The sequence below is a fragment of the Promicromonospora aerolata genome (assembly GCF_042682255.1).
In the GTDB taxonomy this organism is placed as follows: domain Bacteria; phylum Actinomycetota; class Actinomycetes; order Actinomycetales; family Cellulomonadaceae; genus Promicromonospora; species Promicromonospora aerolata.
Window position 1 is genome coordinate 1,782,085 of sequence record NZ_JBHUHF010000001.1, and the last position, 14,699, is coordinate 1,796,783.

Here is a 14,699-nt window from a genome sequence, read left to right on the forward strand (position 1 = left end):
CCGCACCAACAGCCGCGCCTCCTTCAGGGATTCACCCGCCGCCCCCTAGTCCATTAGTCGGGTAATGGACTACGGTGGCAACGTGTTCGTAGACGAGGGTCCGGCCTTTCAGCGGCTCGCCGCCAAGATCGCGGACGAGATCGTTGCCGGTACGTACCCCGAGGGGACGGCGGTGCCGTCGGCGACCGATTTCGCCGTCTTCCACCAGATGAACCCGGCCACGGCGAGCAAGGGCGTCAACCTGCTCGTCGAGCTGGGGGCGTTGTACAAGAAGCGCGGGATCGGGATGTTCGTCGCCGACGGCGCCCGCGACCTCCTCCGTTCCCGGCGGCGGGAGGAGTTCCGCGAGCGGTACCTGAAGCCGCTCCTCCGCGAGGCGCGATACCTCGACATCGACGACGCGGAGCTCCATCACATGATCGACGAGAAGCAGGAGGACGAATCATGACGAACGCCATCGACGTGCACTCGGCGACCAGAACGTTCGGGCGCACCAACGCGCTCGACGGGGTGAGCTTCGCCGTACCGGAGGGCTCGATCTGCGGGCTGCTCGGACGCAACGGAGCAGGCAAGACGACCATCATGTCGATCATCGCCGGGCAGGACAGACCCACCTCGGGATGGGTGGAGGTGCTGGGGCAGCGGCCGTTCGAGAACGAGTCCGTGCTCTCCCGGATCAGCTTCGTCCGCGACAACCAGCGCTACCCGGACAGCTACCGGCTCCGGCACGTGCTCCGGATCGCGCCCGAGTTCGCGCCGAACTGGAACGAGGACGTCGCGGGCGAGCTCGCCGAGGCGTTTCGCATCCCGACGAGGACCGAGATCAAGAAGTTCTCCAGGGGCCAGCTGTCCTCGGTCGCGATCATCCTCGGCCTGGCGTCCCGCGCCGCGGTGACGCTCCTGGACGAGCCGTACCTGGGCCTCGACGTCACCGCACGGGCCGCGTTCCACGACATGCTGCTGCGCGACTACGCGGCGCACCCTCGCACCGTGCTCCTGTCCACCCACCTCATCGAGGAGTCGGAGAAGCTCTTCGACCGCGTCGTGGTCGTCGACCGCGGCCGGGTGCGCGTGGACAGCGACGTCGACGACGCCAGGGACCTGGCCTTCACCCTGAGCGGGACGACGGCCGCCGTCGACAAGCTGGCCCAGCGGCACACGGTCCTGCGCTCCCACACGGTCTCGGGGCTGAAGTCGGTCACGGTGCTGGGCACGGCGGACGACGCCGTCCGGGCGGACGCCGAGGGCCTCGGCGCCCGCCTGGCCCCGGCGTCCCTGCAAGACCTCGTCGCCGCGTACGGCGAAGAGGGATCCGCACCCATCGAGGAAGGGACCCGAGCATGAGCGCCGTCGTCTCCACGGTCAGGCTGCACCTCAACCAGCGGACCAGCACGTTCGCCGTCCCGCTGTACATCGCGGGGACCGTCGCCGCGTTCTCCGTGCTGGTCTCCCTGCTGTTCTGGCGCTCGGGGAGCCTGCCGGGCACCGAGGGCTGGATCCAGGGGTCACAGAGCAATCCGGGCATCGCGTACGGGCTCCTCGGCTTCCTGGTCTACTTCGGGGTCGCCTCGGTCGCCACGACGTTTCCCTTCGCGCTGACGCTCGGCGCGACGCGACGGTCCTTCGTCACGGGCACGCTCCTGTGGTACGCCATCACCGCCGCCTACATCACCGTGGTGCTCGCCCTGCTCACCGCGATCGAGCTGGCGACCGACCACTGGTTCGCCGGCTTCTACATCTTCGACGTCTACGTCCTCGGCGCCGGAGACCTGTTCCGGCTGGTTCCGATCGTGTTCCTCGGGGTGCTCACCGCGCTCACGGTCGGCGGCGTCTTCGCGGCGTCCTGGGTCCGCTTCGCCGCCCGTGGACCGCAGCTCATCGCGGCCGGCGTGGTGCTCGTGATCGTGACCGCCCTGATCGTCGTCATCCCCGCCATGAGCGAGATCGCCGCGGCGTTCCAGCCGTGGTGGCTCGCGGCGGCCTCCGGGGTCGTGATCGTGCTCTCCTCCGTGGGCAGCTGGCTGCTCCTCCGGCCGGCGATCGTGCGCTGACGGCGGCGGTCAGCGCGGTCGGGCGGGCAGCGGAGCTGCGGCTCGGGCCGGATCAGAAGTCCAGCCGCTGCCGGGGAGTGAAAGCAGACTTGGTCGCACTGGTGATCCGCGAGTGCAGAGTTGGTCGCGGATACAGGGCCGCTGTCCGCAACGAGGTCTGCAGTCGCTGACCAAGACCGCGACAAAGTCTGCTGACCAACGGTCGGTCCGCCCGCCGGTCCGCACCCGCCTCGCCGCCCGGCAAGCAATACGATGACGCCGTGTCCACCGACCACTACTTCACCGCGCAGCCCGCCTCGGACGACGAGCGCCGCACCCGCACCGTCCACCTCGCCGGCCGTGAGCTGGAGGTCGAGGTGGCACCGGGGGTCTTCTCCCCCGGCGGCCTCGACAAGGGCACGGCGGTGCTGCTGAACGGGGTGCCGGCGCCTCCGCCGTCGGGCAACCTGCTCGACCTGGGCTGCGGCTGGGGACCCATCACGATCTCCCTCGCGCTGGAGGCGCCGCACGCCACCGTGTGGGCGGTCGACGTCAACGAGCGGGCCCTCGACCTGGTGCGCCGCAACGCCGAGCGGCTCGGGCTCGGCAACGTCCGGGCGGTTCTGCCCGACGACGTGCCGGACGGCCTCGAGTTCGACCTGTGCTGGTCCAACCCGCCGATCCGCGTCGGCAAGCAGGCGCTGCACGATCTGCTGACGCGCTGGCTGCCCCGGCTCGCCGACGGCGCGGAGGCGTGGCTCGTGGTGCAGAAGAACCTCGGGTCCGACTCGCTCGCGCGCTGGATCACCGACGCGCTCGGCTTGGCGGTCGCCCGCGAGGCGTCGTCCAAGGGGTTCCGGATCCTGCGCGTGGCGGCCTGACCTGTCAGGGCACAGCGCTAGCGGGTGAACTGCCCGGAGTAGACCAGCTCTGCGGGACCGGCGAGCTCGACCGTGCCGCCCGGGAGCACCCGGACCCGCACCTCGCCGCCCGGCACCTCGACGACCCACGTGTCGGGAGCCCCGTCCCCGGACGCGCCCCCCTGCCAGGTGCGGACCGCGAGCGCCGCGGCGCAGGCGCCGGTACCGCACGAGGGCGTCTCGCCCACGCCGCGCTCGTGCACCCGCATGCGGAGGCGGCCGACGACGCCGTCCGGGCCCTCCTCCTCGCCGAGCGGCACCACCAGCTCGACGTTGGTGCCGTGCGGGGGTACGGGCGCGACCTCGGGGGCGGAGTAGAGCTCGAGCCCTTCGAGCTCTTCGAGGCTCGCCAGGGCGACCACGGTGTGCGGGTTGCCGAGGTCGACGCTCAGGGCGGGACGAGGCGCCGTCCAGCCGCGGACCGCGACAGCGGCGTCGTACCCGTCGGCCACGGCCGTCTCTCCGCCGGGCAGCGACCAGGGCCCCATGTCGACGGCGTACCAGCCGCTCGGCTCCTTGGTCACGTGCTTGACGCCGCCGCGCGTGCCGAGGCTGAGCGGGCCAGCGGACAGGTCGGCGAGTCCCTGGCGCTCGGCGAACGCCGCGAAGACGCGCACGCCGTTGCCGCACATCTCGGCGATCGAGCCGTCGGCGTTGCGGTAGTCCATGAACCACTCGGCCGTGGGGTCGTGCGCGAGGGCGTCCTGGGCTGCCTGGTCGCCGGCGCGGGCGAGGGCCGCGGTCGGGGCGAGCCGGATCACGCCGTCACCGCCGATGCCGCCGCGGCGGTCGGTGAGCCTGCGCACCTCGTCCGCGCCGAGCTCGAGAACACCCTCGGGGTCCGCGATCAGCACGAAGTCGTTCTGGGTGCCGTGGCCCTTCGTGAAGGCAAGGGTGCCCGGGGTCGGGGCGGAGGGCACAGGACTGGTCGCGGGCTGCGTCATGAACCCAGGCTACGGCGCACGGGCTCGGTGCCGGCAACCGGCAAGGTCCCGGCGTCGGCGGCCGCGACGATCGCGCGGGCCTCGTCGAGCAGGTCGGGCGAGGCGGCGTCCAGCCAGTGCACGCGCGGGTCGCGCCCGAACCAGCCCATCTGCTTGCGGGCGAGGCGCCGGGTGTTCGCGGTGACGGCTTCGCGGGCCTCGGCCTCGGTGAGCTCGCCGCGCCACCAGGCGAGCACCTCCGCGTAGCCGACGGCGCGCGCCGCGGTGACGCCCAGGCCGGATCCGGTGCCACCCTGCGCCGGGCTCGCGAGAGCGCGCACCTCGTCGACGAGACCGGCCGCCCACATGCGGTCCACGCGCGATGCGACGCGCGCGTCCAGCACCTCGCGGGAGCAGTCGAGGCCGATCTGCACGGCGGGCCGCACGTACTCCTGCCGGGGCAGGTTGGCGGTGTACGGCCGGCCGGTGATCTCGATGACCTCCAGCGCGCGGACGATGCGGCGGGTGTTGTGGGGCCCGATGCTCTCGGCGGCCTGAGGGTCGAGCCGGGCGAGCTCCGTGTGCAGGGCGCGGCGCCCCTCGGCCTCCGCACGGGCCTCGAGCCGGGACCGGACGTCCGGGTCGGTACCCGGGAAGTCCATGGCGTCGAGCAGTGCCCGCACGTACAGCCCCGAACCGCCGACGACGACGGCGCGCCCGCCTCGTCCGCCGATCGCGTCCAGGTCGGCGCGCCCCGCCTCCTGGTAGTGGGCCACCGAGGCGTCCTGCGTGGGGTCCAGCACGTCGAGCTGGTGGTGCGGGATCCCCCGCCGCTCGGCGGGCGGCACCTTGGCCGTGCCGACATCCATGCCGCGGTAGAGCTGGAAGGCGTCGGCGTTGACGATCTCGGCGTCGCCCAGCGCCTGTGCCAGGTCGAGCGCGAGGTCCGACTTTCCGGTGGCGGTGGGCCCCACGACGGCGACGACTATCACCCGGCGATCCTAAGGCGCCGCCAGGGTGGTCACCCGGTATTCCGGCGGCAGGTGGTCGTGCGCCTGCTCGAAGACCTGGACGTCCGCGGTCCACGCGTCGGCGCCGGCCGCACGCAGCGCCGCGCGGATCCCGTCCGTGAGCGCGTCGGGGCCGCTGTCCTGCCCGCCGGGCACTCCCCCGCCGGCGACGACCAGGCCGGCCGCATGGCGCAGCAGATCGAGGGGGCCGCCGTCCAGCGCGACCGTGCCCGGCGGCACCTCCAACGTCTCGATGTCCGCGGCCCGTGCGCCCAGCACGCCGGCGAGCGCCAGCAGTGCTACGGACGCGCCGGTGCCGGCGGCAGGGCGTGCGCCGCCACCCCAGGCGGCCTGGGCACCGGTGGGACGAGCCGGTCCGGTCGGTGGCCAGGGAAGCCACCGGTCACCGATGCCGGACCCTGCGAGCGACGGACGCATGCGCCCGTACCGGAGCCTCGGGCCGTGCGCCAGGACCACGGGCAGCCGGCCGCCCTCCGTGAGGTCGGACAGGGCGCGGGCCACCGCCTCGCGCACGCCCGCGAGCGGGTCGGCCCCCAGGCCAGGGGCGACCCCGGGGAGGAGCAAGGGGGTCGCTGGCAGGATCACGGCGCGCACGATCCCTGAAAGTAGCACCAGGCCCGGCCTCTAGCCGTTCCGGGCACATTCCACCCCCTTTCTCCCGTGCTCGACGCAGCGGGGGGTGGCGTCTGGCGGGTACTGTGGACTGGTGAGGTTCTTCGGGTCACGACGCCGGAACACGGCGGGCGACGGCGACCGTGCGGCCACCGGCCCGCAGCAGCCCGAGCCCAAGGAACTCGACGACGACGAGCTCCGCGCTCAGGTCGAGGGCGTTCTGCTCCGGGAGCTGACGGGCGGTCTCGACGATCCCTCCTCCCTTCCTGTGCCGCTGACGCGCGACCGTGTCGTCGAGTGGCTGGGCGAGAACGGGTTCAGCTACTTCGTCGACTCCGAGGGCGACGTCGGCGGGCTGTGGCACGGCTGGCTGTTCTACTTCCTGATGGTCGGCGAGAGCTCCGAGGTGCTCCAGGTGCGCGGGCAGTGGCACCGCGACCTGACCATCGAGCGGCTCGAGGAGATCCTCGAGCTCTGCAACGAGTGGAACGCCGAGCGCATCTGGCCCAAGACGTACGTCCGGGTCCGGGACAACGGGGCGGTGCTCGTCTACACCGAGGTCACGGTCGACCTGGAGCACGGCGTCACGGAGGACCAGCTGGACCAGCTCCTGCAGTGCGGGCTGACGACGGGCTCCATGTTCTTCGAGCACCTGGACGAGACGTTCCCCGATCCGCTGAGGTCCGCGCCATGAGCGGGGCACGGAGCGGCGGCGCCGGCCGCTGGCTCGCGCGACTGCTGAACCCGCGCCCGCCGGCCGCGCGGCGCTCCTCGGGCACGCAGACCCGCACGATCGCGAACGTCCAGGTCGAGAAGCCTCGGCCGCTGAGCACCCAGCGCGTGGGCGACGACCTCTCGCGCCGCGGCTACCGGTTCCGCATCGACGACGACGGCGACGTGACCGGCACCTGGGACGGCAACCGGTTCTGGTTCCTGCTGCTCGGCGAGCACGACGAGATCCTGCAGGTACGCGGCCGCTGGGCGGGTACGCTGCCCGCCGGCGCGCGCCTTGCGGTGCTGCAGGCAGCCAACGACTGGAACCGCGAGCGCATCTGGCCCAAGGTCTACACGCGCGAGGAGGCCGCGGGGCTCGCCCTGTACGCGGAGGTCTCGGTCGACTTCGAGCACGGAGCCACCGAGGACCAGCTCGCCCAGACCGTGTCGTGCGGCCTCGTCACGGCCAGCCAGTTCTTCTCCACGGTGGCGTCCCTCGCTCCGCCGTCGGACACCGAGCCGGACGCCGGTCCGGACGGCCCCACGAAGTAGCGCGGCCCGGGGCCCGGCGGGGTACCGCCGCGGCGCTACCTCGCGCGCAGGGTCGGCAGGCCCAGCGAGACCGGGCCCGACGGCGCAGGCGTGCCGTGGGAGTGGGTGTCCTCCCCGCCGCCGAGGCGCACCTTCTCCCGCTCGGCCCACGCGTCCCCCGAGCGGGTGTGCCGCACCACGAGAGGCTCGGCGGAGACGGGGTCGGCGATCAGGTGGTGCGGGGCGGCTCTGGTCACGGTGGTGGTCACCACGTCGCCGGGTCGCGGCAGGCCCTCGGGCACGGCGGCGGACAGGCGCGGGTCGTCGAGGCTCACCGGGGCGCCCGTGAGGTCGAGCGCCTCGCCGCCCGGACCTGAGCCGTCGGAGGCGCGGGGCAGCCCGAAATGCTGGGGCAGCCCGAAATGCACCAGGCGGTTGTCCTCGGCGCGGCCCGACAGGCGGTGCATGGCACCGTCCTTCCGGCCGGACCCCTCGGCCACGAGGACCTGGAGCGTGCGCCCCACCTGCTTGTCGGCCTCCTCCGCGCCGATCCGCTCCTGGAGGGCCAGCAGCCGCTCGAAGCGCTCCTGGACCACCGCCTTGGGCAGCTGGTCGGCCATCGTCGCGGCGGGCGTGCCCGGGCGCGGCGAGTACTGGAAGCTGAACGCCGAGCCGAACCGCGAAGCCTCGACGACGCGCAAGGTCTCGGCGAAGTCCTCCTCGGTCTCACCAGGGAAGCCGACGATGATGTCGGTGGTGATCGAGGCGTCGGGCATCGCGGCCCGCACACGGTCGAGGATCCCCAGGAACTTCTCGGAACGGTAGGAGCGGCGCATCGCACGCAGGATCCGGTCGGAGCCGGACTGCAGCGGCATGTGCAGCTGCGGCATCACGTTCGGGGTCTCGGCCATGGCGGCGATGACGTCGTCGGTGAACGCGGCGGGGTGCGGGGACGTGAACCGCACCCGCTCCAGGCCCTCGATGCGGCCGCACGCGCGCAGGAGCTTGGCGAACGCACCGCGGTCGCCGAACTCCACGCCGTAGCTGTTCACGTTCTGCCCGAGCAGCGTCACCTCGATGGCCCCGGCGGCGACCAGCGCCTCCACCTCGGCGAGGATCTCGCCCGGACGGCGGTCGCGTTCCTTGCCGCGCAGGTGCGGCACGATGCAGAAGGTGCAGGTGTTGTTGCAGCCCACCGAGATACTGACCCAGCCGGCGTAGACGGACTCACGCTTGGTCGGCAGGGTCGACGGGAAGACCTGGAGGGACTCCGCGATCTCCACCTGTGCCGCCTCGTTGTGCCGGGCGCGCTCCAGGAGCACCGGCAGAGCGTCGAGGTTGTGCGTGCCGAACACGACGTCGACCCACGGCGCCTTGGCCACGATGTCGCCCCGGTCCTTCTGGGCCAGACAGCCCCCGACGGCGATCTGCATACCGGGCCGCGCGGCCTTGATGCTGGCGAGCTGGCCCAGGTTCCCGTACAGCTTGTTGGCGGCGTTCTCGCGCACGGCGCACGTGTTGATCACCACGACGTCGGCGGCGTTGGCCGCCTCGTCCTGGGTGGACGCCCGCTGGTACCCGGCCTCCTCCAGCATTCCCGCCATGTGCTCGGAGTCGTGCACGTTCATCTGGCAGCCCAGGGTGCGCACCAGGTAGGTGCGCGGTGGCTGCTCCGGCGCCTCGTCGCTGACGGCTGGACCCGTCGAGGGGTCGGTCGCGGCGGCGGAGGGCAGGGCTGGGGTGACGGCGGTCGTGGACATCGAGTCGATTTTACGACCCCTGTCGAGCGGTGCCGAACAGTGCAGGATCCGGCCGATTGCGGGCATCTGTTACCGAACTGTTGTCTCGGGATGACCCGTCGGCTTGGTCCTTGAAACATCGGATCGTTAGGTTCAAGGGATGGACCAGAGCACCCCGACCACCGGCCAACCGGCGGCCGACGAGACCGTGGACGCTCCGACGTCGGACCGCGTCCTCGGGGCGCCCCTCGTAGAGCTGAAGCACGTGAACAAGCACTTCGGTGCGCTGCACGTCTTGCAGGACATCGACCTCACCGTGCACAAGGGCGAGGTGCTGGTCGTGATCGGCCCGTCCGGCTCCGGCAAGTCGACGTTGTGCCGAGCGATCAACCGCCTTGAGACCATCGACGACGGCAGCATCGCCGTCGACGGCGAGACCCTGCCGCAGGAGGGGAGGGCCCTCGCGAAGCTGCGGGCCGACGTCGGCATGGTCTTCCAGTCGTTCAACCTGTTCGCGCACAAGACCGTGCTCGACAACGTGACCCTCGGACCGCGCAAGGTCCGGGGCATGAGCAAGAAGGACGCCGAGGAGCAGGCCCATGCCCTGCTCGAGCGGGTGGGTGTCGACAACCAGGCGGGCAAGATGCCCGCGCAGCTGTCGGGCGGCCAGCAGCAGCGCGTCGCCATCGCGCGCGCCCTCGCCATGCAGCCCAAGGTGATGCTCTTCGACGAGCCGACGTCGGCTCTCGACCCCGAGATGATCAACGAGGTGCTCGACGCCATGGTGGCCCTCGCGGAGGAGGGCATGACGATGATCGTCGTCACGCACGAGATGGGCTTCGCCCGCAAGGCCGCCCACCGCGTCGTCTTCATGGCGGACGGTCAGATCGTCGAAGAGGCTCCCCCCGAGGAGTTCTTCACGGCGCCCAAGAGTGATCGGGCCCGCGACTTCCTCTCCAAGATCCTGACCCACTGATCTTTCACCCAGCCAAGGGTTCCGCAACGGATCCCGAACTACCGAAGGGGAATCATGCGTAAGCACACCATGGGCCTGCTGGCAATGGCGGCGGCATCCACCCTCGCTCTGTCCGCATGTGGCAGCGCAGAGGTCGGCGAGCCGACCGGCGACGACACCGCCGCTGCCGGCGGCGAGACCATCCGGATCGGCATCAAGTACGACCAGCCGGGCCTGGGTCTCAAGGAAGGCTCCGAGTTCACGGGCTTCGACACCGACGTTGCTCGCTACGTGGCCGACAAGCTCGGCTACTCCGAGGACCAGATCGAGTGGGCCGAGACCATCTCGGCCAACCGCGAGACGGCGCTGCAGAACGACGAGGTGGACATGATCTTCGCCACCTACTCGATCACCGACGAGCGCAAGGGGCTCGTCGACTTCGCCGGCCCGTACTTCGTCGCCGGTCAGGACCTGCTCGTCGCGGCCGACAACACCGACATCATGGGCCCGGAGGACCTGGAGGGTAAGAACCTCTGCTCGGTCTCCGGCTCGACGTCGGCGGAGAACATCAAGAACGACCACGCCGAGGGCGTGCAGCTCGTGGAGCGCCCTGGCTACGCGGACTGCGTCACGGCCCTCGCCTCCGGCGCCGTCGACGCCGTGACCACGGACGACATCATCCTCGCCGGCCTGGCCGCGACCGAGCAGAACGCCGGCAAGTTCAAGGTCGTCGGCGCGCCCTTCTCGGAGGAGCGCTACGGCGTCGGCCTGCCGGACGGCAGCACGGACACCTGCGAAGAGGTCAACACCGCGATCACCGAGATGATCGAGGACGGCACGTGGGAAGAGCTCGTGGCCAAGCACACCGAGGGCGCCGACTACAGCCCGAACGAGGAGCTCAACCCGCCGGAGCCGGACGCCTGCGAGTGACCTCCTGAACCATCCTTGATCTGCGCGCCCGACGCCGGACCACCCGCCTTCCCGGGCGGTCACCGGTCCGGCGTCGGGGCGCGTCCGGCGTCGCCGGCTCGTGCCGCGACGCTCCCGACCATCCATCCTGAAAGGTGACCGTGGACGACCTCTTCGCCGGGTTCGCCGAGCTCTTCGCGCAGTACGACGTCCTGGGCGCGTTCTGGGTCAACATCCAGCTGACGTTCTGGGCCGCAATTCTGTCCCTGGTCCTCGGCACCGTGCTCGCACTGATGCGCATATCACCGATCGCGTCGCTCCAGTGGGTAGGCACCGCCTACGTGACGATCTTCCGGAACACACCGCTGACGATCATCCTCACGTTCACGTACCTGGTGCTGTTCTCGCAGCTCGCGATCTCGCTCTCGGACGACCTCAACACCACGTTCTTCTGGTTCGCGGTGATCGGCCTGGCCGTCTATCACGCGGCCTTCGTCTGCGAGGCCATCCGCTCCGGCGTGAACACGGTGCCCGTGGGCCAGGCCGAGGCCGCGCGTGCGATCGGGCTCTCGTTCCTGCCCGCGGCGACCATGATCATCCTGCCGCAGGCGTTCCGCGGGGCCATCGCACCGCTCGGCAACACGCTCATCGCGTTGCTGAAGAACTCGACCGTCGCCATCGCCGCCTCGGTCGCGAACGAGACGTCTTCACTGATGAGGACCATGATCGAGTTCCGCCCGGACCTCATGGTCGCGATCTTCCTCCTGTTCGCGATCGGCTACGTCATCCTGGTGATCCCCATCGGCCTGACCACCACCTGGCTGTCCACCCGATTGGCGGTGAAGCGATGACCGCGTCCGTCCTGTTCGACGCTCAGGGACCTCGTGCACGGGCCCTGTCCACGGTCGGCAACATCGTCTCCGCGGTGCTGGTGCTCGCCGGGCTCGCCTGGCTGGCGTCCGTGCTGTACGACAAGGGCCAGTTCGAGTCGTCGCTCTGGCAGAACGCCGTGTCCGCTGAGGCCTGGCAGTCCTACTACCTGCCGGGCCTGCAGAACACGCTGCGCTCGGCACTGTTCGCCACGGTGGGCTCGGTGGCCTTCGGCATCCTCTTCGGTGTCGGACGGCTGTCGCACATTCGCCCGATCCGGTGGTTCTCGGGCGTGGTCGTGGAGTTCTTCCGCGCGGTGCCGGTCCTGCTGATGATGATCTTCTTCTACATGTTCTTCTCGGCGCAGGCGCAGTGGATCGCCGACCGGCCTTTCGCCGCCGTGGTCCTGGCCCTCGTCCTGTACAACGGCTCCGTCATCGCGGAGCTGGTCCGGTCCGGCGTCGGGAACCTTCCGAAGGGGCAGGGCGAGGCAGGGCTGGCCGTCGGACTGACTCTTGGGCAGACGCTCCGCTCGGTCCAGCTCCCGCAGGCTCTCGTCGCCATGCTGCCCGCGATGATCTCGCAGCTCGTGGTAGTGCTGAAGGACTCGGCGCTCGGCCAGCTCATCCTGTACCCCGAGCTGCTCCGGTCCGCGCAGGTGCTCTCCTCCAACGCGCAGAACCCGCTGCAGGCGCTGGTCGTCGTGGCCGTCGTGTTCATCGTGATCAACTACCTGCTCACCGTCGTGGCCCACCGGCTCGCGAGGCTGCTGTCCAGCCGGACGGCAGGTGCCACGGTCGAGGGTGCCGGGATCGGCAACCCGACGGCCGCAGCGGGCGGGCCGGGTGCGGGAGCTGCCTGACCGGTTCCACACTGCGCCGGCGGTTCCACACTGCGCCGGCTGGGTCGGGTTCACGGTGGCACGACCGGATCTGCGCGGCAGCTGACAGGTTCTGCTGTGGGTCCACCCCCAGGATGAGCGCACCCCGCACCAGGGGATGTCGCGACAGGACAACGAAGCGGCCGCCTCCGCCGGGTAGCGGAGGCGGCCCCTGACGTGTGAACGGCTTGCGTCAGTCCTCGACGTAGTCGAGGTCGCCCGTCTCCTCGCCCTCCGCGGTGAGCGCGTCGCGGACCAGTTCGAAGGCCAGACCGGGTGCGTAGCCCTTCCGGGCGAGCGAGCCGACGGCGCGGCGCACCCGCACCTGGCGGTCGAGGCTGCGTGTGCGGGTGATGAGCTTGGTGGCCAGCTTCGCGCCCGCGACCCGCTCGTCGTCCGGGTCGAGCTGGTCCAGGGCCTCGACGGCCGTGTTCTCGTCGATCCCCCGCCGACGCAGCTCTGCCGCGATGCCACGCCGGGCCAGGCCGCGCTCGGCGTGCCGGGTGCGGACGATGGTCTCGGCATAGGTCGCGTCGTCCACCAGGCCCACCTCGTCGAACCGGTCGAGCACCTGCACGACGACGTCCTCCGGGTAGCCCTTCCGGGCCAGCGACTGCTCGAGCTCACGGCGGGACTTCTGCGCTGCCGTCAGGATTCGCAGGACTACCTCGCGGGCCTTCTCGACGGCCTCGTCCCGGCTGATGTCGCCGGCCTCCAGCCGCTCCGCGACGGTCTGCCGGGGCGCCCGGTCGGTGCTGCCACGACGTCCACGGCTGCTCGTCCAGCCACCCTCCCGAGCAGCCGGACGGCCCCGACGCTTCCCCACGCCGGGACCATCCGCTGGATTACCGTACTCCACGTCAGAACGGCGCCTTCTCGGCCGCCGCCTCCGCCTTCTCCGCGGTCTTCGAGGCCGCCGGCTTGGCAGCCTTGGCACGCGCACCGGCGGCCTTCGTGGCCTTCGCCGTGGCGGTCGTCCGGGAGGACGAGCTCGCCGCCGCGACGGTGCCCGCGGCCGGTGCGCTGTCGGTGGTGGCAGCGGCCGTTCCGGCCGCCTCCCCGTCCGCCGGTGCGTCGACCTTCGGGCCCACGCCCAGCTTCTCCTTGACGCGCTTCTCGATGTCGTTGGCGAGGTCGGGGTTGTCCCGCAGGAACGCCCGCGCGTTCTCCTTGCCCTGACCGAGCTGGTCGCCCTCGTAGGTGAACCACGAGCCCGACTTGCGCACGAAGCCGTGCTCCACGCCCATGTCGATCAGGCCGCCCTCGCGAGAGATGCCCTGGCCGTACAGGATGTCGAACTCCGCCTGCTTGAACGGCGGGGCCATCTTGTTCTTGACGACCTTCACCCGGGTCCGGTTACCGACCGCGTCCGTGCCCTCCTTGAGGGTCTCGATGCGACGGATGTCGAGGCGGATCGACGCGTAGAACTTCAGCGCCTTGCCACCGGTGGTGGTCTCGGGCGAGCCGAAGAACACACCGATCTTCTCGCGCAGCTGGTTGATGAAGATGGCGGTGGTGCCGGACGAGCTGAGCGCGCCCGTGATCTTGCGCAGGGCCTGCGACATGAGGCGAGCCTGCAGACCGACGTGGCTGTCGCCCATCTCGCCCTCGATCTCGGCCTTGGGCGTCAGCGCGGCGACGGAGTCGATCACGATGATGTCGAGCGCGCCGGAGCGGATCAGCATGTCCGTGATCTCCAGCGCCTGCTCGCCGGTGTCCGGCTGCGAGACCAGGAGGGCGTCCGTGTCGACGCCGAGCTTCTTGGCGTAGTCCGGGTCCAGCGCGTGCTCGGCGTCGATGAACGCCGCGATGCCACCCTGACGCTGCGCACTGGCCACCGCGTGCAGCGCGATGGTCGTCTTGCCCGAGGACTCGGGACCGTACACCTCGACCACACGGCCACGGGGCAGGCCGCCGATGCCGAGCGCCACGTCGAGGGCGATCGCACCGGTCGGGATCACCTCGATGGGCGCGCGGGTCTCGTCGCCGAGGCGCATGACCGAGCCCTTGCCAAAGCTGCGGTCGATCTGGGCGAGGGCCGCTTCGAGGGCCTTGTCGCGATCTGCTGGTGCGGGCATGTGCAACACCTTCGGTTTCGGGGCGCTCTGTGCGCCGGCGTGGATGGCTCTGTACGTCGTTGCCGACCGTACGCGGAGCCACTGACACGAACGCCTTCTCCGGCCGCCGCCTGTGGACGACGTTCCGAAATCCGTGCCTGTGGTCGAAGTCTAGCCGAACGCCTGTTCGAGGCAAGGCACGCGCACCGGCGTGTCGCAGGGCGTCTCGCAGGGCGTCTCGCGGGATCGGACGCCCGGCGCACTCCGGGCCGTCGAGCCCGACGGTTCAGCGGCGCGGCGGCGCCTGTCGGTACTTGTCGTTGCCCCACCGTTCGGCGTCGGGCACGTCCAGCGCGTCGCACAGCGCGTGCCACACGTCACGCGGCTCGTCGCCGTCGTCCAGGGCGACCGCCGGGGTCCGGCCGTCCAGCGCGGGCAGCACCTGCTCGCGTGCGAGGGCGCGCCCGTAGGCGGGACCGAAGACCTCGTCGATCAGCTGCCAGAAATCCCGTTCGCGCACCCGGCAAC

General features: G+C 71.0%; 17 protein-coding genes. 10 read left to right on the top strand and 7 right to left on the bottom strand.

Going from position 1 to position 14,699, the window contains the following annotated elements; translation table 11 throughout:
• Nucleotides 1–82: 82 nt before the first annotated feature.
• The 4 genes from ACFSL2_RS08080 (at nucleotide 83) to ACFSL2_RS08095 (ending at nucleotide 2,911) form a co-directional block, all read left to right on the top strand.
• Nucleotides 83–448: a GntR family transcriptional regulator gene (locus ACFSL2_RS08080; RefSeq protein ID WP_377197358.1), complete on the top strand. Its 366-nt coding sequence runs from the start codon at nucleotides 83–85 to the stop codon at nucleotides 446–448.
• Nucleotides 445–1,344, top strand: coding sequence for an ATP-binding cassette domain-containing protein (locus ACFSL2_RS08085; protein WP_377197359.1), 900 nt, complete (start codon nucleotides 445–447; stop codon nucleotides 1,342–1,344). The genes ACFSL2_RS08080 and ACFSL2_RS08085 overlap by 4 nt, the downstream gene beginning before the upstream one ends.
• Nucleotides 1,341–2,051: a hypothetical protein gene (locus tag ACFSL2_RS08090; RefSeq protein WP_377197360.1), complete on the top strand. Its 711-nt coding sequence runs from the start codon at nucleotides 1,341–1,343 to the stop codon at nucleotides 2,049–2,051. The genes ACFSL2_RS08085 and ACFSL2_RS08090 overlap by 4 nt, the downstream gene beginning before the upstream one ends.
• A 260-nt stretch (nucleotides 2,052–2,311) precedes the next feature.
• Nucleotides 2,312–2,911 (top strand): class I SAM-dependent methyltransferase, encoded by a 600-nt coding sequence (locus ACFSL2_RS08095; protein WP_377197361.1) that lies wholly within the window; start codon nucleotides 2,312–2,314, stop codon nucleotides 2,909–2,911.
• Nucleotides 2,912–2,928: 17 nt separating this feature from the next.
• Here the strand turns inward: ACFSL2_RS08095 and dapF are convergent, their stop codons facing one another.
• From dapF to ACFSL2_RS08110, 3 genes are read right to left on the bottom strand one after another with little or no spacing between them, the layout of a single operon-like run.
• A complete protein-coding gene (gene dapF, locus ACFSL2_RS08100; protein ID WP_377197362.1) occupies nucleotides 2,929–3,894 on the bottom strand; it encodes a diaminopimelate epimerase in 966 nt (321 codons plus the stop codon).
• Nucleotides 3,891–4,865 carry a tRNA (adenosine(37)-N6)-dimethylallyltransferase MiaA gene (miaA, locus tag ACFSL2_RS08105; protein WP_377197363.1) on the bottom strand — a complete coding sequence of 325 codons (975 nt, stop codon included), beginning with the start codon at nucleotides 4,863–4,865 and terminating at the stop codon, nucleotides 3,891–3,893. Before miaA ends, dapF begins: the two co-directional genes overlap by 4 nt.
• A gap of 9 nt (nucleotides 4,866–4,874) precedes the next feature.
• Complete coding sequence (locus ACFSL2_RS08110) at nucleotides 4,875–5,489, bottom strand: hypothetical protein (protein WP_377197364.1); 615 nt, start codon at nucleotides 5,487–5,489, stop codon at nucleotides 4,875–4,877.
• A gap of 121 nt (nucleotides 5,490–5,610) precedes the next feature.
• On the opposite strand from ACFSL2_RS08110, the gene ACFSL2_RS08115 reads away from it, so the two are divergent.
• Nucleotides 5,611–6,210, top strand: coding sequence for a type III secretion system chaperone family protein (locus tag ACFSL2_RS08115; protein ID WP_377197365.1), 600 nt, complete (start codon nucleotides 5,611–5,613; stop codon nucleotides 6,208–6,210).
• Nucleotides 6,207–6,782, top strand: coding sequence for a type III secretion system chaperone family protein (locus ACFSL2_RS08120; RefSeq protein ID WP_377197366.1), 576 nt, complete (start codon nucleotides 6,207–6,209; stop codon nucleotides 6,780–6,782). Before ACFSL2_RS08115 ends, ACFSL2_RS08120 begins: the two co-directional genes overlap by 4 nt.
• A 35-nt stretch (nucleotides 6,783–6,817) precedes the next feature.
• Here the strand turns inward: ACFSL2_RS08120 and miaB are convergent, their stop codons facing one another.
• Nucleotides 6,818–8,521 (bottom strand): tRNA (N6-isopentenyl adenosine(37)-C2)-methylthiotransferase MiaB, encoded by a 1,704-nt coding sequence (miaB, locus tag ACFSL2_RS08125; protein ID WP_377197367.1) that lies wholly within the window; start codon nucleotides 8,519–8,521, stop codon nucleotides 6,818–6,820.
• Nucleotides 8,522–8,660: 139 nt separating this feature from the next.
• Between miaB and ACFSL2_RS08130 the strand changes: the two genes are divergently transcribed.
• The 4 genes from ACFSL2_RS08130 to ACFSL2_RS08145 all read left to right on the top strand — a co-directional run bounded on the left by ACFSL2_RS08130 (nucleotide 8,661) and on the right by ACFSL2_RS08145 (nucleotide 12,096).
• On the top strand, nucleotides 8,661–9,476 hold the full coding sequence (locus tag ACFSL2_RS08130) for an amino acid ABC transporter ATP-binding protein (RefSeq protein ID WP_377197368.1): 816 nt from the start codon (nucleotides 8,661–8,663) through the stop codon (nucleotides 9,474–9,476).
• A gap of 54 nt (nucleotides 9,477–9,530) precedes the next feature.
• Nucleotides 9,531–10,385: a glutamate ABC transporter substrate-binding protein gene (locus tag ACFSL2_RS08135; protein WP_377197369.1), complete on the top strand. Its 855-nt coding sequence runs from the start codon at nucleotides 9,531–9,533 to the stop codon at nucleotides 10,383–10,385.
• A gap of 140 nt (nucleotides 10,386–10,525) precedes the next feature.
• The gene (locus ACFSL2_RS08140) at nucleotides 10,526–11,215 is read left to right on the top strand and encodes an amino acid ABC transporter permease (RefSeq protein ID WP_377197370.1); all 690 of its coding nucleotides are present in this window, start codon (nucleotides 10,526–10,528) and stop codon (nucleotides 11,213–11,215) included.
• The gene (locus ACFSL2_RS08145) at nucleotides 11,212–12,096 is read left to right on the top strand and encodes an amino acid ABC transporter permease (RefSeq protein WP_377197371.1); all 885 of its coding nucleotides are present in this window, start codon (nucleotides 11,212–11,214) and stop codon (nucleotides 12,094–12,096) included. Before ACFSL2_RS08140 ends, ACFSL2_RS08145 begins: the two co-directional genes overlap by 4 nt.
• Before the next feature lie 211 nt (nucleotides 12,097–12,307).
• Here ACFSL2_RS08145 and ACFSL2_RS08150 read toward each other — a convergent pair whose 3' ends face one another.
• The 3 genes from ACFSL2_RS08150 to ACFSL2_RS08160 form a co-directional block, all read right to left on the bottom strand.
• Entirely contained in the window at nucleotides 12,308–12,940 is a 633-nt protein-coding gene (locus ACFSL2_RS08150) for a regulatory protein RecX (RefSeq protein WP_377197372.1), read from the bottom strand.
• A gap of 34 nt (nucleotides 12,941–12,974) precedes the next feature.
• The gene (gene recA / locus ACFSL2_RS08155; RefSeq protein ID WP_377197373.1) at nucleotides 12,975–14,192 is read right to left on the bottom strand and encodes a recombinase RecA; all 1,218 of its coding nucleotides are present in this window, start codon (nucleotides 14,190–14,192) and stop codon (nucleotides 12,975–12,977) included.
• 265 nt (nucleotides 14,193–14,457) lie between these two features.
• Nucleotides 14,458–14,691: a DUF3046 domain-containing protein gene (locus tag ACFSL2_RS08160; protein WP_377197374.1), complete on the bottom strand. Its 234-nt coding sequence runs from the start codon at nucleotides 14,689–14,691 to the stop codon at nucleotides 14,458–14,460.
• Nucleotides 14,692–14,699: the final 8 nt, after the last annotated feature.